At 45.2% G+C, this 17,464-nt stretch carries 18 protein-coding genes; 7 read left to right on the forward strand and 11 right to left on the reverse strand.

Going from position 1 to position 17,464, the window contains the following annotated elements:
• The first annotated feature begins 1,125 nt into the window (after positions 1 to 1,125).
• Positions 1,126 to 1,371: a hypothetical protein gene (locus tag LRL21_RS10960; RefSeq protein WP_240415822.1), complete on the forward strand. Its 246-nt coding sequence runs from the start codon at positions 1,126 to 1,128 to the stop codon at positions 1,369 to 1,371.
• A gap of 152 nt (positions 1,372 to 1,523) precedes the next feature.
• Here LRL21_RS10960 and LRL21_RS10965 read toward each other — a convergent pair whose 3' ends face one another.
• Together LRL21_RS10965 and lipA are read right to left on the reverse strand one after the other, a co-directional pair.
• Positions 1,524 to 2,030 carry a YutD family protein gene (locus LRL21_RS10965; RefSeq protein WP_240415823.1) on the reverse strand — a complete coding sequence of 169 codons (507 nt, stop codon included), beginning with the start codon at positions 2,028 to 2,030 and terminating at the stop codon, positions 1,524 to 1,526.
• Between the two features lie 164 nt (positions 2,031 to 2,194).
• Positions 2,195 to 3,100 (reverse strand): lipoyl synthase, encoded by a 906-nt coding sequence (gene lipA / locus LRL21_RS10970; protein ID WP_275900695.1) that lies wholly within the window; start codon positions 3,098 to 3,100, stop codon positions 2,195 to 2,197.
• 125 nt (positions 3,101 to 3,225) lie between these two features.
• Between lipA and larB the strand changes: the two genes are divergently transcribed.
• Entirely contained in the window at positions 3,226 to 4,017 is a 792-nt protein-coding gene (larB, locus tag LRL21_RS10975) for a nickel pincer cofactor biosynthesis protein LarB (RefSeq protein ID WP_240415825.1), read from the forward strand.
• Between the two features lie 2 nt (positions 4,018 to 4,019).
• The gene (gene larC, locus LRL21_RS45610) at positions 4,020 to 5,300 is read left to right on the forward strand and encodes a nickel pincer cofactor biosynthesis protein LarC (RefSeq protein ID WP_275900696.1); all 1,281 of its coding nucleotides are present in this window, start codon (positions 4,020 to 4,022) and stop codon (positions 5,298 to 5,300) included.
• A gap of 115 nt (positions 5,301 to 5,415) precedes the next feature.
• Here the strand turns inward: larC and larC2 are convergent, their stop codons facing one another.
• A complete protein-coding gene (gene larC2 / locus LRL21_RS10990) occupies positions 5,416 to 5,952 on the reverse strand; it encodes a nickel pincer cofactor biosynthesis protein LarC2 (RefSeq protein ID WP_240415826.1) in 537 nt (178 codons plus the stop codon).
• A 165-nt stretch (positions 5,953 to 6,117) separates the two neighbouring features.
• Between larC2 and LRL21_RS10995 the strand changes: the two genes are divergently transcribed.
• Positions 6,118 to 7,152: a M23 family metallopeptidase gene (locus LRL21_RS10995; protein ID WP_240415827.1), complete on the forward strand. Its 1,035-nt coding sequence runs from the start codon at positions 6,118 to 6,120 to the stop codon at positions 7,150 to 7,152.
• Positions 7,153 to 7,165: 13 nt separating this feature from the next.
• On the opposite strand, the gene yunB is transcribed toward LRL21_RS10995, so the two are convergent.
• The 5 genes from yunB to LRL21_RS11020 all read right to left on the reverse strand — a co-directional run bounded on the left by yunB (position 7,166) and on the right by LRL21_RS11020 (position 12,608).
• Entirely contained in the window at positions 7,166 to 7,954 is a 789-nt protein-coding gene (yunB, locus tag LRL21_RS11000; protein WP_240415828.1) for a sporulation protein YunB, read from the reverse strand.
• Positions 7,955 to 8,156: 202 nt separating this feature from the next.
• Positions 8,157 to 8,969: a sugar phosphate isomerase/epimerase family protein gene (locus LRL21_RS11005; protein WP_240415829.1), complete on the reverse strand. Its 813-nt coding sequence runs from the start codon at positions 8,967 to 8,969 to the stop codon at positions 8,157 to 8,159.
• Positions 8,970 to 9,171: 202 nt separating this feature from the next.
• Complete coding sequence (locus LRL21_RS11010; RefSeq protein WP_240415830.1) at positions 9,172 to 10,689, reverse strand: extracellular solute-binding protein; 1,518 nt, start codon at positions 10,687 to 10,689, stop codon at positions 9,172 to 9,174.
• Positions 10,690 to 10,713: 24 nt separating this feature from the next.
• Positions 10,714 to 11,586 (reverse strand): carbohydrate ABC transporter permease, encoded by an 873-nt coding sequence (locus LRL21_RS11015; protein ID WP_240415831.1) that lies wholly within the window; start codon positions 11,584 to 11,586, stop codon positions 10,714 to 10,716.
• 89 nt (positions 11,587 to 11,675) lie between these two features.
• Positions 11,676 to 12,608 (reverse strand): ABC transporter permease, encoded by a 933-nt coding sequence (locus tag LRL21_RS11020; RefSeq protein WP_240416127.1) that lies wholly within the window; start codon positions 12,606 to 12,608, stop codon positions 11,676 to 11,678.
• Positions 12,609 to 13,015: 407 nt separating this feature from the next.
• Here LRL21_RS11020 and LRL21_RS11025 point away from each other — a divergent pair, with 407 nt between their 5' ends.
• From LRL21_RS11025 to LRL21_RS45615, 3 genes are read left to right on the forward strand one after another with little or no spacing between them, the layout of a single operon-like run.
• Positions 13,016 to 13,318, forward strand: coding sequence for a hypothetical protein (locus LRL21_RS11025; RefSeq protein ID WP_240415832.1), 303 nt, complete (start codon positions 13,016 to 13,018; stop codon positions 13,316 to 13,318).
• On the forward strand, positions 13,267 to 13,458 hold the full coding sequence (locus tag LRL21_RS11030) for a mannonate dehydratase (protein WP_240415833.1): 192 nt from the start codon (positions 13,267 to 13,269) through the stop codon (positions 13,456 to 13,458). Before LRL21_RS11025 ends, LRL21_RS11030 begins: the two co-directional genes overlap by 52 nt.
• Positions 13,433 to 13,555, forward strand: coding sequence for a hypothetical protein (locus LRL21_RS45615; RefSeq protein ID WP_275900721.1), 123 nt, complete (start codon positions 13,433 to 13,435; stop codon positions 13,553 to 13,555). The genes LRL21_RS11030 and LRL21_RS45615 overlap by 26 nt, the downstream gene beginning before the upstream one ends.
• Before the next feature lie 84 nt (positions 13,556 to 13,639).
• Here the strand turns inward: LRL21_RS45615 and LRL21_RS11035 are convergent, their stop codons facing one another.
• The 3 genes from LRL21_RS11035 to LRL21_RS11045 form a co-directional block, all read right to left on the reverse strand.
• Complete coding sequence (locus LRL21_RS11035) at positions 13,640 to 15,172, reverse strand: extracellular solute-binding protein (protein WP_240415834.1); 1,533 nt, start codon at positions 15,170 to 15,172, stop codon at positions 13,640 to 13,642.
• A 39-nt stretch (positions 15,173 to 15,211) separates the two neighbouring features.
• Positions 15,212 to 16,381 (reverse strand): mandelate racemase/muconate lactonizing enzyme family protein, encoded by a 1,170-nt coding sequence (locus LRL21_RS11040; protein ID WP_240415835.1) that lies wholly within the window; start codon positions 16,379 to 16,381, stop codon positions 15,212 to 15,214.
• A 128-nt stretch (positions 16,382 to 16,509) separates the two neighbouring features.
• Positions 16,510 to 17,418, reverse strand: a complete 909-nt coding sequence (locus LRL21_RS11045) for a dihydrodipicolinate synthase family protein (RefSeq protein ID WP_240415836.1) — start codon at positions 17,416 to 17,418, stop codon at positions 16,510 to 16,512.
• Positions 17,419 to 17,464 lie beyond the last annotated feature (46 nt).

Consider the following 17,464-nt stretch of genomic DNA (forward strand, 5'->3'; position numbering starts at 1 on the left):
ACCAACGTTCGGAATAAGGTAGACTTATTCATGAGGTCGCCTCTTTTCGGAATGGTTTGGTGGTACTTACCATTTACCCGAATCGGCGGTCTTTTTTGTTACATATTTTGGTTAATCAACAGGCGTGTTACATTATTTGAGTTTTACGGCGTTTCCCATTAATCCATAAGTTAAAATCGGGGTCTTTCAGAATATTGTTCAAGAATCTATCTACAACTTCATTTTCGCTGAACCCTGTATAACCGAACACCCGTAAAGCGAACATGTGAAATTTTGCAAATTACAGCTAGGATAAATTATCATTTTGTTCTATATTAGATTTAGATATCTATTGAAAGGAGTGTTTAAACCATGTTCAAACTTTATAAAAATAACATGAGTTATTTCATTGGTGCAAGCTAATTTATAATCCTATTTGACCTAGTTATTGTTAATTCTGTACTGTTTAAAGAGAATGATCAACTCCTGACCATTGGTATTTCGTTAGATTTTGTTGTTGTAATACCTTTATTACTTTACTTTCTTATTTATCGAAACTTAAACAAAAAAATCATAGCGATTCTTCCCTTCGCTCTTTTAGGCTATATCGCTTTGGTATTGATGATACCCAGTACAGGTCAAGGAACACTTGAAGTTGTAAAATATACGCTCATACCAATGGAACTTATGTTCCTTTGTTATGAGATTTATAAAATCTATCAAATCATAATTAATTTTAGACGCAATATTACAGTTGGTTCCCACCCGATAGAAACGCTTCGGAAAAGTCTTGAAGCAACATTCAGCAATTCTAAAATAACATCTCTACTTGTCCATGATGCATCTGTCTTTTACTACGCTTTATTCTCTTGGAGAAAAAAGCCGTATTTACGAACTGCTTCTACTTCATTTAGTTATCATACAAATTCAAGCTGGCTTATAACAGTATTGATATTATCTAAGGTACTGTTAATTGAAGGTGCGTGTGTTCATATTTTTCTTATGCAATGGTCACATACCGTTGCATGGATTCTTTAATTAGGAAATATATATGTCATTATCTTATTAATTTCTGATTACAGAGCTATGTGTTTAAATCCAATCTTAGTTTCAAAACAAGAGATAAGAATTCAGTATGGCATTCAAATGTTATCGTATATTGATATAAATAATATTGAGTCTGTCTCTATGATTAAGTTTGAGAAATTAGCTAAAAAAGATTTGAAAACATCAATTACGCCCCTTGTTATAGAACCCAATGTACTTATTCGTTTGAAAAGTAAGATTACTGTTATCCGTCTGTTTGGAAAGCGACAAATGGTTGATCATGTTTATCTATTCTTAGATAAACCTCATGAATTCCAAGTTGAATGCCATAAATTAATTGGATAAACAAAATAATATTTGATTGTAAAACCAAAAGGACAGCCAATAAAACGCTGTCCTTTTGGTTATTTGTTATTCATTTTCTTACCAAAACAAGTGTCAAAATTGTATTTGCACATCAAAAGGGAACCCGTTTCTTTATAAAGGCTGGCCTTTTTTCATGATGGCTTCGGGTTATTTGATTGGTGGTTCTGGTGGTTCTGATGCTTATTGGAATAAGACTTCCGCTGGTGATGCTGACGCTGCTGGCGAGGAGTCGGTGACTGAGAGGGCAAGGCATCCTCTTGCTGCTCCTGCGCAAGAACCTCGTGTTGTTCAAGGCCAGCAGCTACACCGACTTCCCGTTCTTCCGTTTCCACATCATCTGTTGGCTGCTGGTTGGACTGATGCTTGGAAGGTACCTTTTCAATAATGAAATACGCACAACCGAAATTGCAATATTCATTCAAATAGTCCTGAAACGTAGCAATCATCGATTCCTTGGTAGCTTTCGGATGGCTGTCCTTAAAAAAACCTCGCATACGCAGCTGATTGTAGCCCCAATCCCCAACAATATAGTCATAGCGCTCTAGAACTTCACTGAATCGCTCTTTAAAGGCATCAGGCTTCCAGCCATTTTTGTGGTCAACGACCACCTCGTAGGTTTTGTTGGCGATGAAAATCACTTGGTTTTCCCCTCCTTAAAGTTTTGCGTAAGCAAAACTGACTTCGTAAGCATTCTCTTAAAGTTTTGCATAGGCAAAACTGACTTCGTAAGCATTCTCTTAAAGTTTTGCATAGGCAAAACTGACTTCGTAAGCATTCTCTTAAAGTTTTGCGTAAGCAAAACCTATACTTGCTGTGCTGATTTAACCTGTTCATGCGCATGGTACGAGCTGCGTACCAAAGGTCCGGATTCGACATGACTGAAGCCGCGCTTCATGCCTTCGATTTTCAGCTCTGCAAATTGCTCCGGTGTATAATATTTTTTCACCTTTAAATGTTTAACCGATGGCTGTAAATATTGACCGATTGTCATGATATTGCAGCCAACTGCGCGCAGGTCATCCATAGTTTGCAAAATTTCAGACCATTCTTCCCCAAGCCCCAGCATGATACTGGCCTTTGTCGGGATTTCCGGTGCAATTTTCTTTGACCTTTCCAGCAGCTCCAAGGTACGGCTGTATTTGGCCTTGGACCGTACTTTATCGGATAAACGCTCGACGGTTTCGATATTATGATTCAAAATATCCGGCTTCGCGGCCAGCACGGTACGCAGTGATTCCTCATTACCCAAGAAATCGGGAATCAGCACCTCGACACCACACATCGGCAGCCGTTTACGAATCGCTCTAATGGTAGCAGCAAATATCGAAGAGCCTCCATCAGCCAGATCATCTCTCGCTACAGAAGTAACTACTACGTGTTTTAGACCCATTTGCTCTGATGCCTCGGCCACACGCTCCGGCTCTTGAAGATCAAGCTCAGTCGGCAAACCTGAATTAACAGCACAAAAACGGCAGGCGCGCGTACAAATATCACCAAGTATCATAAAAGTGGCTGTGCGATTCGCCCAGCACTCATGAATATTCGGGCATTTGGCCTCTTCACAAACCGTGTGTAGTGTTTTATCGCGCATCATATTTTTTATTTCTTTAAAATTCTCACCTGTAGTCAATTTAATTTTTAACCAATCGGGTTTACGTTCAAGTGGTGTAGACATTGTGTCGTCCCTGCTTTCCGTGGCATATTCCAAGCTTATGAAGCTATTATATCACGAAAGAGCTAACAATCCACATTCGCTTTTATTTGTGTTAAACTGGATAAGGACAACAATTAACGGGCAGAGCTCAACTGTCACTTTGGAGGCATAGGCTTTATATGATAAATCTGGAATCCATACTTAAACACGTTCGTTCCGGAGATTTGGACGTTGCAGAAGCGCAAAAGCATCTCGAGGAATTCATGAGCAAACAAAGTCAGGCAAGCGATCGTATCGAGGATCTTGGCTATGCACAGCTGGATATCGATAGGGAACGCAGGACCGGCTTTCCTGAAGTTATTTACGGGGAAAATAAATCGGCTGAGCAAATCTCGGCGATCTTTCTTAAGATGATGGAACATCTGGACCGCGTGCTGGCGACACGTGTGAGCAAGGAAAAAGCGGATTTTGTGCAGCAGGCGATTCCCGGGATTACTTATCATGACGATGCTCGTGTACTGACATGGTATAAGGATCAGGCTGCACGCAAACCCAAGACGGAAGGTTATATTGCAGTCGTATGTGCTGGAACCTCCGATCTCTACGTTGCTGAGGAAGCTGCTTTGACAGCTGAAAATATGGGCTGCCGCGTGGAGCGGGTGTATGATGTGGGAGTTGCCGGTATACATAGATTATTCCGTAAGCTTGACGTAATCCGCGGAGCCAATGCGATCGTCGTTGCTGCAGGCATGGAAGGCGCTCTGGTCAGCGTTCTAGGCGGACTCGTCTCGAAGCCCATTATTGCCGTTCCTACGAGCGTAGGCTACGGTGCCAGCTTTCATGGCGTGGCTGCACTTCTCACTATGCTTAATTCCTGTGCACCAGGCGTATCCGTAGTTAATATTGATAACGGCTTTGGTGCCGGTTATAATGCGGCATTAATACATAAAAATACGACAAAGAGGGATTAACGATGAAAATAGCTTTTTTTGACTGCTTTTCCGGGATCAGTGGAGATATGAGCCTGGCAGCCCTCGTCGATGCGGGCGCTGATCGTCATTATATCGAGGAGGAACTGAGCAAGATTCAGATCGAGCCTTTTTCTCTGGAGTGGAAGCGTGTTAATAAAAAAGGGATTTCCGCATTAAAAATGGACGTTATACTCGATCCCCATTCACCTCCGACCCAGCATCGGCATTATTCGGAGATTGTAAAAATCATTAATAGCTGCGGCTTTAACGATCGTGTTGTCACTTTAAGCTCGGCTATATTTGAGAAAATTGCTATTGCCGAAGCCAAAATCCATAATATCCCGATTGAAACCGTTCATTTTCATGAGGTGGGCGCTATCGATTCTATCGTTGATGTAATCGGTGTTGCCCTTGCTCTGGACTCGTTAGAGGTCGAGAAAATATGGTCCTCACCCGTGCCACTCGGTTCAGGAACCGTTCGTTGCGACCATGGGATCTATCCGGTTCCTGCACCAGCAACCTTGGAAATGATGCGTGGGCTTCCTATCGCCCCAACCGTCTACAGCATGGAAATGACCACGCCAACAGGCGCCGGTATCATTGCCGGTGTAGTGGATGAATTCTCCAAGGGTTTTCCTTCGATGATTGTTGAAACCATCGGATATGGCGCCGGGACTCGCGACTTGCCTAACCAACCAAATGTTCTTCGTGTCGTTATTGGAAAAACGGACCCTTTTATTCCTAAATATAAAGTCCCGCATCAAGAAATCCAAAACCATGGACACTTGCATGAACACGAACAGCATCATAAGGACCACGGTCATGATCATAGTCACGACCACGGGCACAGCCACGGACATGATCATTCCCACGATCACGGACACAGCCACGGACATGATCATTCCCATGATCACGGACATAGCCACGGACATGATCATTCCCACGATCACGGACACAGCCACGGACATGATCATTCCCATGATCACGGACATAGCCACGGACATGATCATTCCCACGATCACGGGCATAGCCACGGACATGATCATTCCCACGATCACGGGCATAGCCACGGACATGATCATTCCCACGATCACGGGCATAGTCATTTGCGTAATCAGGATCAAGGACGATTTCGTATGATTGAGCAGCCTCATAGCCATTCCCATGATCACTCACATCCTCATTCACATGATGAGGCTTCCGATCACAATCATCATCATCATAAACATGAACCTGCTATTCATGTCGAATGTGCGGACCTCCCTCCGGATCTCAAGCAGTAGCTCCATAGCTCCAAACAATTCTAGACAAAAAGGACACCGATAGGAAAAAATCCTTCCTAAGGTGTCCTTCTTTCTTCTAACTATTCAAGCCATCCTGCTCCTCACTTCTAGCAGCTTACTCCTCGTTTTCCCGCTTGCCTGTATGAAGAAACTGGCGCTTTACCTCTTCATAAACCTGTTTCAACGGGATGCCATGCGTGAGCGCAGCCTGCTCGCAGTCTTTGAATTCTGGAGCAAATTGAACCATATCGCCGCGGTGATAGCCGACTTTTACATTAATCATACCCCATGGTGTGGGGACCTGCTCAAATGATCGGCCCAGTCTGTGACAGGCTGCCCGTAAGTAACGAAGACCAATCGTTGTTGTTTCGCTAAAAATCACTTCTTCTATCGTTTGCAACTTCTGTTCATCTATTAGTACATTCAACATCATACCGGGTCGGCCTTTTTTCATAATTATCGGAATCCAGTACACATCATTTGCACCTGCATCAAATAACCGATCGGTCACATAAGGACAAATCTCCGGATTCATATCATCAATATTCGCCTGAATGAGCAGCATATCTTCATCAATGTGCTCTTCTCGGTGTTCAAATCCCATCCTGCATCCCTCTTTCTTCAATACCAGATCCCCTGGCCAAGCGATCATGGTTAAACCCTTCTCTAACCTTAATTCTACCAAAAATAAGCTGTGCTGAGAATCTGTACCTCAAGTTTATATCAGCGGATAAAAGCTGCACTTCCAACATAACCTACTAACACCAATTCGATCGGACGTACACAGCCATCATGTCCGAATATGGAGGAAAACATCATGAAAGCAATTGGGATACGTGGGTTCCTTAAAGTATTCATCTGCGGAAGCATTCTTCTGGGTACGTCTTTTCCGATATATGCAGCAGCACAACAACCCACTCAGCCTGCAGCAGATTCCAGGAGCATTAGCGCTGTATTCGCTGAAAGAAAAGATTTATTCGATAAAATCAGTACGGTGACCGGAATACCCTGGTACATATTCGCAGGTATAGACCAATATGAGCGTACCATTCAGCTCGCACGCAAACGCACCAACAGCGATGGGTTGATCGCTTTAAGTTTTACTGAGCTGCAATGGTGCGGCATGATGAATCCTGACCACTCGGATACCAATGAAACCAGTATTGCAATGTTTGACGGAATTGGCAAGGATGGCTCAGGCGATGGAAAAGCAGACCGTTTGAACGAGCTGGACAGGCTGTACGCCATGGCCAGCTATTTGTTAAAGCAAGGCTCAGGCGACGAGGACCTGCGAATTGGATTGTGGGAGTATTATCAAAATACACGCAGTGTGGAGCGCATTGAGCAGTTTGCGAGGCTATATGCAGAGTTTGAAACGCTTGATTTGCACGAGCACGCTTTTGTCATGCCATTGAATGCTGATTATTCATACCGCAGTACGTGGGGAGCAAGCAGGGGCTGGGGCGGTTATCGTATACATGAAGGTACCGATATTTTTGCGGGTTATGGTGTACCTGTGCGAAGTGCTGCTTATGGCATTATCGAAGTGATGGGCTGGAATGTATACGGGGGCTGGAGAGTAGGCATCCGCGATTTAAATAATGTGTATCATTACTATGCGCATTTATCGGGCTTCAATAAAGAGGTCAAGGAAGGGGACATCGTCAAGGCTGGCCAGATTATAGGTTGGGTAGGCAGTTCAGGGTATGGGAAGCCGGGAACGTCCGGAAAATTTCCTTCGCATTTACATTATGGACTATACCGGGATAATGGCTTGACGGATTGGTCGTTCGATCCCTACCCCCATCTGCGCAAATGGGAGCGTGAGGAACGGATTCGTAAAAAGAAATGAGCCCATCGAATCTTTAAGGCTTGACTACACTGCCAGCTTCTCCTGCCTCATGGGGAGCAGCTTCCTTCGAAGGGGCCAATGGCAGCTTGGGCAGCGATAAGCCGGAAGGCAGTGCCGGTGTCTGAGAGCTGTTCACCTGGTTCCCTTTGCCGTCAAAGTAATAAGTTGGAACATCACCCACTACAAGTGCATAGGAAATCGGTACCTCCGTCTCCACCACTTCAGGTACGGTATCCATCGGGATAATAATGGTCACCTCCGCGATAATACGAAGGTAAACCTCTACGAGCAGCATATTGATGCCTGCATTCTGATAGCGCGTGCTTAGGTCAACCTTGACGGCACCTGCAGGTACAAACTTGATAGGAATATTGGGGCCAAACGAAGCCAGAATCGGACTGTTTAATGCTTGCCCCAAAGGGATATGCTCAGGAAAAGCCTGCAGATTAGCTAGCTGACTCTGAACGGTTTTGATCGTATCGGCAGTTATTTTCATATGCTCGGAATAGTTCAGCATGAACCCGGTAATTTTACCGTTATTGTTTGTCCGCCAATCAATCAGCTTTTCAAAATTGGTGCTTTGTGCAATCCTGTCGGATATGGCTGAATTGATGGATTGTGTAGCGATCTGTTTCACCCGAATTTTGGCCAGACTGGCAAGCGGCGGTTTTAGGTTTTTTTCAATATAAATAAACATTTGCAAAGTAAATAGCAGCACAATGAGAGCAATGATGATCAGATTGCGTTTTAACTTTTTGGTGCCAACAGGCTTGCTTCTCCATCTTCGCTTCAGCACCAGCATGGCAGGGACCTCCTAAAAGTTTTTGCAGCAAAACTGGCTTTGCAAGGATGCTCTAATTAGCATGTACTTCCCTAAAGCCTATGCCGCTGCCGACTGAAAAAGAAGAGAAGGATTTGTTCCCCACCACATCGCCTGATCCAGGCCAAAAAGAGCCGCAATAATTTACACGGCTCTTGCTCAGCTCTTAATTACAATTTACAACCTAACCCCGCTGCTTAAGAACGAAATCACGAGCATCGCTGGTATAAGGCTCCTGGGCATTTTCCAAAGTTATGTAGGATAACGGCTTATGCTGGTTCAACAGCTCGATGAACATCGGATAATTTAATATACCTTGTCCTGAAGAAACGGTTTGCAGCTTGCCGTCGGCATCCAGCTTAATATCCTTTGAATGTGCACTAACCACCCGATGTCCCAACAGGCGGAACGCTTCCTGCATAATTTCATGCTGACCCTCATAGTTATCCTGTGTCATCAGATTACACGGATCCATCACCACACCAATATTGGAAGAAGGAACCTCATCAATCAACTGTGCCAAATCCCTGGCTGTACCTACAATATGACGTGATGCAACCTCCAGTCCGATCATAATACCGAATTTCTCCGCTTCCTCGGCCATCTCCTCAACCGCTGAGCGCAAACGCCGCCAATTCCGGTCATGCTCCTGAATTACAGGCACACCCGTTTCAGTAGCAACAATTGATGCACCGAACTGGCGCGCATAACGCAAATGCTCCTTGAAGCGGTCTACGTTATGCCGCCACTTGGTATCGTCAAGTTCAATTAAATCCATATAACAGCCCAACACAGGTATGCCTACACCCTGTTTATCGAAGGCCTCGCCAATAGCGTTTGCCAAACCGGGACTAAGCTTGCCCAAGCTGCAATCGACATCTGTGATAGCTTTGGACAGCGCGAGCTGCACATAGTCAAAGCGATAAGATGCGACCTTGGCTGCAAGCTGCGCAAAGGGCTGAGCACCTACATTATGAGCCAATATGCCAACTGACATGTTTACACACTCCATTTCCATCTATCAAGGTAATTATTGCAGGATCACTAAAAGGTTCAATTTGCAACCACATTCAAAGAGTCACTAGTGATCGTATACTTCTGGTACACATGATACCAGTTTTTTGGACAGCTATAAAGCGCAAACAATCCCTTGATAGCACAAGAGATTGCTTGATCTTTTCGAAAACACGTGCAGCTCGTTATTTCTTCTTACTCATTTTCTCGTAATCCGCTTTATATTCATCCATAATTTTGGAGCCACCGGCCTTCTTCCACTTTTCAATCTCGGCCTGCCAGCCTGCATCGTCAAGCTTGCCCATGATGTATTTGGTTTGGGCATCCCAAATCATTTGCTCCAACTCTTTACCACGCTCTGAATAAGTCGCCGAATTCAAGGTAAGGGCCGGATTGCCGACCGAATACTTCGTATTTTCCTTCGCTACCATGGTCCCCTTCTCGCCAATCGGTGTATCTTTCAATGGCGGGCTGTTATAACCTTCAATCTGGAGAAGGTTATCACGGAAGGGTTTGACTTCCCTTTGGAAAGCCGAAAGATCAGTAAACTCTGCTTTTTTATCGGCCGTCATCACGTAGTGCTTGCCTTCTACACCGCGCTGGAGTAGTGTTGTTGCTTCAGGCTCCATCACACTATCCAGAAATTTTAACAGCTTTTTGACTTCATCCTCGGTTTTTACTGTCGATTTGGGAATGACATAGATGCCGGAGTTGCCCGTTTGACCCGCCACACGAATTCCTTTGGGACCGTCCAACGGCTCCACATCAACTACACCCTTCGGATCTACCTTCGATAAGCGATCCTGCTGGCTCTTGCCAGTTTGCGCGACGGCGATCTTGATCCCGGCTCGCCCAGAATCGAACAGCTTGTCGGCTTCGGTAGAATCAAATACGGCAAAATCCTGATTGAGCAGCTTTTCATCATATAAACGTTTGAACAGCTTCAGTACATCATTGTATTCTTTGGAGGTAAACTCCGGCTCAAAGCTGCCATTCACGATAGACCACTTATTCGGTCCACCTAAGCCAACAGCGAATCGGGTAAGCAGTGATGCCTGGCCTTCATTGTATTTTTTAAACAGCACTATGCCATAGGTGTCGTTCTTTCCATTTTTATCAGGGTCATTCAATGTCATCGCTTTGATAACGTTGTACCAATCGTCAACCGTTTTGGGCACCTTGAGACCAAGTCCATCTAACCAATCCTTGCGGTAAACAATGGCTGCTCGTGCGATTTCGGAGAAAATGGGGACCCCGTACATTTTTCCATCCACCAGGATATTATCGAAAAATTGCTGGTTCTGTGCTGACAAATTTTTGTAATCCTTTAAGTATGGGCCTACTTCCCAGAACAATCCCGACTGCATGGCACTGATCGTATTCGGCGTGTACTGCAATTTGAGCAGTTGGGGCATTTCGTTGGAAGCAATCATCACATTCACTTTATCATCGTACGCTGCCCCTGGAATCCATTGAATGTTCAATTTGGTATTCGTGTACTTCTCAAGCAGCTGCTCGACTTCACCGCCTTTTCCCGGAATATCGCCAACCTGAGCGAACGCTATGCTGATCGGCATTGGATCATTGTTATCTTTACCGGCAGCTTGCTGCTTGTTATCGGAAGTACCTCCTCCGCAAGCCGTAAGGGATGTCGTTACAGCGAGCGCCGCTGCCATTAAAGCTTTTCTGGATTTTTGCGTCATATCGTAACCCCCATATTTTTACAATTAACCTTTAACCGAGCCCAGCATAACACCCTTGGCAAAATGCTTCTGCAGGAACGGATACACTGCCAATATCGGCAAGGTTGCAAACACGATGACCGCCATCCGAATCGTTAACGGTTGAATCTCCGTTTCGTCGAAGCCTGTATCCCCGATCCGGCTTTGCGCCAAAATAACGATCTCGCGCAGAAGTACCTGCACCGGCCATTTGTTGTTATCGTTGATGTACATGATCGCACTGAAAAATTGATTCCAATGCGTGACCGCATAGAACATCCCGAAGGTTGCCATCGCAGGCATAGACAAAGGCAGCACGATCCGGAACAGGACGCCAACATCACTGCACCCGTCGATTCGGGCGGAATCCTCAAGGCCGTCAGGAATTTGCTGGAAAAAGTTTTTCAATACAATCAGATTAAATGCGCTAATCGCATTGGGAATCATGAGCGACCATAAAGAATTCGTTAAGCCCATCGCCTTCACAACGAAATACGTAGGAATCAATCCTCCGCTGAACAGCATCGTGAACAGGACCGCCATGAGAATGAATTGACGACCGCGAAGCGTCTGCCGTGCCAACGGATAAGCCATCAAGGAAGTAAGCAGCAAATTGATGAACGTACCCACGACTGTGATGTAAATGGATACTAACAAACTTTTGAGCAAGGTATCCGTAGAGAAAATATATTTGTAGGCAGACAGGGAAAATTCCTTGGGAAACAGGATAAAGCCGCCTTTGGCCACCTCATGAGGGCTTGTGAATGATACAGCTAATATATAAATGAAAGGAAGTATCGTCGCAAGGCTGATCAGCGTCAGCAGCACGTAGTTAACGCCGTCAAAAATTTTATTACCCACGGTTTGATCGTGATTCATCGGTTGTTCCTCCTTAGGCTTTGCGTAGCAAACTGACTTCGTAAGCATCATCTTGATTTTCGTAGAAAACTGACTTCGTAAGCATCTTCCTAATATACGCCTTCTTCACCGAATTTCTTGGCCATCCAGTTGGCTCCCATGACCAGCACCAGGCCAATTACCGATTTGAATAATCCGACTGCAGCGCTATAGCTGAACTGTGACTGTGTTAAGCCTTTGACATATACATAGGTATCGAACACTTCCCCGACATCGCGATTCGTTGAGGTCAGCATCAGGAAGATGTGCTCAAAGCCAGAGTCCATGAAGGAACCCAGTCGCAAAATCAGCAAAATGATGATCGTTCCACGAATAGCCGGCAGCGTAATGTGCCATACTTGTCTCCAGCGGTTGGCTCCATCCATCCGTGCAGCTTCATACAATTGAAGATCGACTCCGGACAGCGCAGCGAGGAAAATAATCGTTCCCCACCCTACCTCTTTCCAAATCGATTGGGTCACAATCATCGTCCGAAACCATTCAGGCTCCAGCAAAAATGCGATTTTGACACCGGTAACGAGGAATAGCAGTTCATTGATAATACCGCCCTCAGTCGTAAGCAGCATATAAAATACACCGACCACAACGACCCAAGAAACAAAATGCGGCACATAAATGAGCGTCTGCACCCATCTTTTGAAGCGTTCTCTTCTCACTTCATTCATCATCAGCGACAATACAATCGGCAGCGGGAAAAAGAACGCCAGGTTGTATACCGCAAGCAGCGCCGTATTCCTAAATAACTCCCAGAACTGGGGCTCACTGAAAAAACGTTGAAAATGCTTTAGCCCTACCCAATTGCTATTTAACATACCGAGATGCGGCTTGTAGTCCTGAAAAGCGATAATGACTCCATACATCGGCACATACTTAAAAATAACAAAGTAAATCAAACCCGGCAGCAGCATAAAGTACATCCATTTATCCCGAATTAAATCTTTCAAGAGGGGGCTGCGTCGAATCACTTTCGTCTGGCTTTTCATTACCTCTGCTTCAATCTGTGTATTCATGTGAGTAGTCCTCCTGACTGTTATCGTTCAACCTGCTTTACAGTCCTAATTATGTTCCGGTACGTCGTAACATGCTATAGCTTGAATTTAACTTGTTGTCTGGATGCAGGGAATAGGCTGAATTTAACCTGTTTTCTCAATAAAAAGCAGTTGGCGATTAGGCATAACCTAAAGAAACCCCCATGTATACCGTAAGAGACTAAATATTCAGCTTTCATGCAAGGATTTATAATAAAGAAGCAATCACTTGAAGGGAGGTAGTATAATTGGATAAAGGCAGCTATAAGACAAAATGTTAGCGGTTACAAGTTTCGTAAATTCATATCATGAAAAGATGGTCTTCTATGCGTAAATAGATACAAGTCAGTGCTTCAGCCCTTGTGATTTCGAGTCTGATTACAGGCTGTGCCATATCGTACGTAGAAAAATCACCGAATATCAATGAAGACAAGTGGGTGAAAAAGCTGGGAGAGCTGACCCATACGAAGCTTTCCATTACGACGATGATGCCCAAGGACCGTGAACAAAAAATGCTGCAAATGTTTGCCACCAACGATCTTCCCGATGTGGTCCAGACGGGCTTCGACTGGAAACGATCGAAAATGTGCCAAAGCCCTTTTATGATAAAGTCATGCTTGGCCTGCCTGGACGAGATGAACAGATTGAAAATTACCAGCAATTGATCCGTAACGCGGGAAAAGCAGGCATACCACTTCTGTGGAGCCATTACGCGTATTTTATTAAAGCAGTCATTCCTGTAGCGGAGGAAGCGGGCGTGAAGCGGGCCCTTCATCCGGATGATCCATGTTCCGATGATGGATAACGATACGAGCTATAGGCATCTCGCGCGAGCCAACGCCATCGGTTATATCCAAGAGCTGCTGAATATGATAGAGCGGGTTCCGAATTCATTTGAATGACGCAGAGATTCTCCTGAAAGCAATTCCAGCTGTTTTTCCAATAAAAAAAAGCAGCGGGCTATTACCCTAGCTGCTTTCTTATCCTTATTTTTTACTTGTTTTGGCAAAAGAATCTTCATATTCCTTGATCACTTTATCTCCGCCGCTTTTTTTCCATTTATCAACTTCCGCCTGAAAGCCGGCGTCATCGATTTTGCCGACAATGTATTTGGTTTCCGCATCTCTGATCAACAGATCAAGTTCATTGCCGCGCTCGGAATACGTAGCAGACGATAAGGTTAAGGCAGGATTCGGAACTGCATATTTGATATCCTCGCGTGCCAGCTTGGTACCCTTTTCTGCAATCGGAATGTCCTTCAGTTCTGCGACATTATAGCCTTCAATATTCAGTAAAGCATCGCGATAAGGCTTGACTTCCCGTTGAAACGAGCTGAAATCCTTATATTCCGTTTTATTCCCATCAATCTTGGCATAATGCTTTCCTTCGATTCCTCTCATTTGAAGCGTGGCCATCGGCTCATCCATCAGCTTATCCATGAAGGTCAAAACCTTTTTTAATTCAGCCTCTGTTTTTACCGAGGATTTGGGAATCGCGAGAAATCCGAAATTACCCGGCTCTCCTGCAATACGAATACCGCCTGGACCTTTGAACGGTTCAACATCCCATACTGCGGAAGGATGGGTTTTGGCCATCGCAACCTGATACCCCTGACCGTTCTGGGCAGAAACGTTCAAACGGATACCGACACGTCCGTCATACATCATTTTATCAGCTTCAGTCACGTCAAAAGCAGGGAAATCCTGATTAATGAGCTTTTCTTCATACAATTTCCTGAACAATTTTAAAGTATTCATGTAAGGCTGGGTCATAAATTCAGGCGTAAATTTGCCCTTCTCTTCACCCCATCTATTGACACCTCCGACACTGACTGCAAGTCTGGTAATAACGGGTTGAGTTCCCGAGTTATAGCCCTTGAATAAGACTGTACCATAGGTATCATTTTTCCCATTTTTATCCGGATCACCCAATGCGAACGTTTTCAAAACGTTGTACCAATCATCCAGCGTTACTGGAAGCTTCAACCCCGTAGCATCCAACCAATCCTTGCGAAAAACGACAGCCGCACGTCCAATATCACGATAGTTGGGAATTCCATAAATCTTATCCTCGACCTTGATATTGTCGTAATATTGCTGATTCTGGGCAGCCAAATTTTTGTAATCCTTAATGTAAGGACCAAGCTCCCAAAAAACACCATCTTTAGCTGCGTTAATAACGCTTGGAACATAATTGACCTTAATGATCTTGGGCAATTCATTGGAGGCGATCATAATATTCACTTTATCGTCAAATGCGGCTTGTGGAATCCATTGTACGGATAGCTTGGTATTCGTATATTTCTCGATAGCCGTCTCGACTTCATTTCCTTTGGCCGGGATATCCCCGACCTGACGAAGCCCTATCGAAAGCTCATAGGGCTTGCTATCCTTCTCTTCCGCTTTAGGATCGCTTGTCGCTGCTCCTTTCTCCGTATTGCTGCACCCTGCCGCTACGCTTGCTGCCAGCAGAACCGTACACGTACCGGCCACCCAACGTTTGCTTGTCAATATATCCATCCCCCGGTGTTAAATTATTTTCCTCACAAAATCTGCAGCTTACGATTTGGTTTGTGAAGTGCGGTCCTGCAGCTGATGGACGGAAATGGTGCCCCAGCTCAAATCCTTTACCCGATACTTGTCGATTAAATCCCAATCCAGCTCCATTCCGAGCCCCGGCACATCGCGGCCTGGAACCAACAAAAAGCCGTTTTCATACTTCACCGGATTTTTGACAATATCACCGATGTACAATTCAGGTCCGGTAGGATCCGAGGTATAATTCAGATTAACTAAGGAGCTGCCCAGATGCGCCATAGCTGCTGTTCCGATCGATAGCTCCTGAGTTGTTCCCATCAGGCAGCCCTTCCCTGCAACCTCTGCGGCAGCTGCGGCTTTTCTCGCGCTTGTCAAGCCACCGATAAAGATCGGAGAGATATTGAAAATATCGACGGAATCATGACGAATCATTTCGTATTGCTGGCGGAAGCTCCACACATGCTCACTGACCAAATGCTCGCATTTCAATCGAAAATGGTGCAATCCGTCAAAGTCATTTTGCACAGCGGGGCTTTCCACCATTTGAAAATCATATTGGGATAAACGTTTAACCGCCCGCAAAGCCATCTTCCAATCAAGCAAATGACTGAAATCGAGCGATTTGATCGTCACCTTGGAGCCAAATTCGCTTTTCACGCCATCGAGGAAAGCTTCATCCGCATCGAGATTTTTACCGACATACAGGCGGTACGTATCAAATCCCTGGGCAAAGCGCTTCCTAACGACCTCAAGGTTTTCTTCAACCTCTTCCATGAAGCGATGTCTGAAGATCGGGAAGCAAACCTTGATTTTATCCTGAATGCGGCCTCCGATGAAATCAGCAACGGAAATATTCAGAGCCTTGGCGCACAGATCATGCAGAGCCGCGTCAACGCCGTTACGGATAAAGTTACCTTTTTCGTAATAAAACATCGCTTCCGGGAAGTTGGCCGTCAGTTCTTTATTGATTAGCGAGATATCAAATGGATTTTTGCCCACTACAATATCTTTCAGGGAGTGTGTCAAATCATCAACATTCAGTGAATAGTGGGGAAGATGCGAGAAATCTGACATCTCACCGATTCCGGTCACACCCTCGTCGGTCATTAGCTCCACAATCACATGCTTACTCACAAATCCTGTAGTTCTTGGAATGCCGACTACCGTTAAACGAATATCTGAAATTTTCATCAGCTGGCTCCTTTATGATCCGAATTAGAATTACTTTAAAAGTCCGGTGAATAATGAGCGGAGCGGCCAAATTGTCCTGGAGAAGCGTCAACGATCGGAGGGATATTTGGCCGCGCAGCGAGACTTATTCACCGGACTTTTAATCCCCATAGCTTTAAAATTTCCGTCACTCTGCTCTTCTCATTATCCTGAAGCAAGGCAATCGGCGGTCTGACTGCACTGGTGGCGATCAGGCCCAACTGGTACATCGCTTCCTTTACAACGCTGACGTTGTTGCCGTTCTTGTTGCTTTCACGAAGCTCCTCGAACGGTAAAACATCTGACCACACCTTCATTGCCTTTGGATAGTCGCCAGCCTGGAGTGCTTCCAGCATCGTAAAGGACCGCGCTACATCGACATTGACCATACCGGAGGTAAAGCCCTCGGCTCCGGCCGCATAAAACGAAGGCGCCCACATTTCTGCCGTACCGCAAATCCAGACGATATCCTGCTTCACTGCCTCGACGGCTTTTCTAAAGGCCGGGGGGTTGTTAACGGCGTATTTGACGCCAATCACATTCGGCAGCTCCGCCACCTGTGCAAGCACCTCGGGGGTAACCTGCTCGCTGCGTACATACAAGATCAATGGCAGCTTGGTCGATGCCGCAATTTGCTTGTAGTAAGCGATCAAGCCTGCGGGCAGTAAATACGGGTGCACCGGCTGATGAACCATAATGCCGTCTGCTCCAACCTGCTCCGCATGCGCAGCCAATTCGCTGGCTGTTTGTGCATCATAGCCTACGCCCGCTATGACAAGGCTGCGCTTGGCGATAGTGTCGGTTACGAAACGTGTCACTTCCTTCGCTTCACTCACCGTTAACGCATAAAATTCACCCGTATTGCCGCATGGATAAATCGCCTGAATACCTCCATCCAGCAAAAATTCCACATTGCGCTTCAGCGAATCCCAATCGATCTCCAACTGGTGATCGAAGGGGGTAACATTGATTGCATTAATTCCTTTAAGCCTGGATTGAATGGAACTGAAATTACTCATGAATATTTCTCCCTCTTTATTGTAGCTTGTAGTTCTAAAAGTTTGA

The sequence above is a fragment of the Paenibacillus periandrae genome, from assembly GCF_022458865.1.
GTDB lineage: Bacteria > Bacillota > Bacilli > Paenibacillales > NBRC-103111 > Paenibacillus_S > Paenibacillus_S periandrae.

Excerpts from the sequence above, each read along its gene's own strand:
- LRL21_RS10960 (WP_240415822.1), top strand. The coding sequence starts at position 1,126 with ATGTTATCGTATATTGATATAAATAATATTGAGTCTGTCTCTATGATT.
- larB (WP_240415825.1), top strand. The coding sequence starts at position 3,226 with ATGATAAATCTGGAATCCATACTTAAACACGTTCGTTCCGGAGATTTG.
- larC (WP_275900696.1), top strand. The coding sequence starts at position 4,020 with ATGAAAATAGCTTTTTTTGACTGCTTTTCCGGGATCAGTGGAGATATG.
- larC2 (WP_240415826.1), bottom strand. The coding sequence starts at position 5,952 with ATGATCGCTTGGCCAGGGGATCTGGTATTGAAGAAAGAGGGATGCAGG.
- LRL21_RS10995 (WP_240415827.1), top strand. The coding sequence starts at position 6,118 with ATGAAAGCAATTGGGATACGTGGGTTCCTTAAAGTATTCATCTGCGGA.
- yunB (WP_240415828.1), bottom strand. The coding sequence starts at position 7,954 with ATGCTGGTGCTGAAGCGAAGATGGAGAAGCAAGCCTGTTGGCACCAAA.
- LRL21_RS11005 (WP_240415829.1), bottom strand. The coding sequence starts at position 8,969 with ATGTCAGTTGGCATATTGGCTCATAATGTAGGTGCTCAGCCCTTTGCG.
- LRL21_RS11010 (WP_240415830.1), bottom strand. The coding sequence starts at position 10,689 with ATGACGCAAAAATCCAGAAAAGCTTTAATGGCAGCGGCGCTCGCTGTA.
- LRL21_RS11015 (WP_240415831.1), bottom strand. The coding sequence starts at position 11,586 with ATGAATCACGATCAAACCGTGGGTAATAAAATTTTTGACGGCGTTAAC.
- LRL21_RS11020 (WP_240416127.1), bottom strand. The coding sequence starts at position 12,608 with ATGAAAAGCCAGACGAAAGTGATTCGACGCAGCCCCCTCTTGAAAGAT.
- LRL21_RS11030 (WP_240415833.1), top strand. The coding sequence starts at position 13,267 with ATGCTTGGCCTGCCTGGACGAGATGAACAGATTGAAAATTACCAGCAA.
- LRL21_RS45615 (WP_275900721.1), top strand. The coding sequence starts at position 13,433 with ATGATCCATGTTCCGATGATGGATAACGATACGAGCTATAGGCATCTC.
- LRL21_RS11035 (WP_240415834.1), bottom strand. The coding sequence starts at position 15,172 with ATGGATATATTGACAAGCAAACGTTGGGTGGCCGGTACGTGTACGGTT.
- LRL21_RS11040 (WP_240415835.1), bottom strand. The coding sequence starts at position 16,381 with ATGAAAATTTCAGATATTCGTTTAACGGTAGTCGGCATTCCAAGAACT.
- LRL21_RS11045 (WP_240415836.1), bottom strand. The coding sequence starts at position 17,418 with ATGAGTAATTTCAGTTCCATTCAATCCAGGCTTAAAGGAATTAATGCA.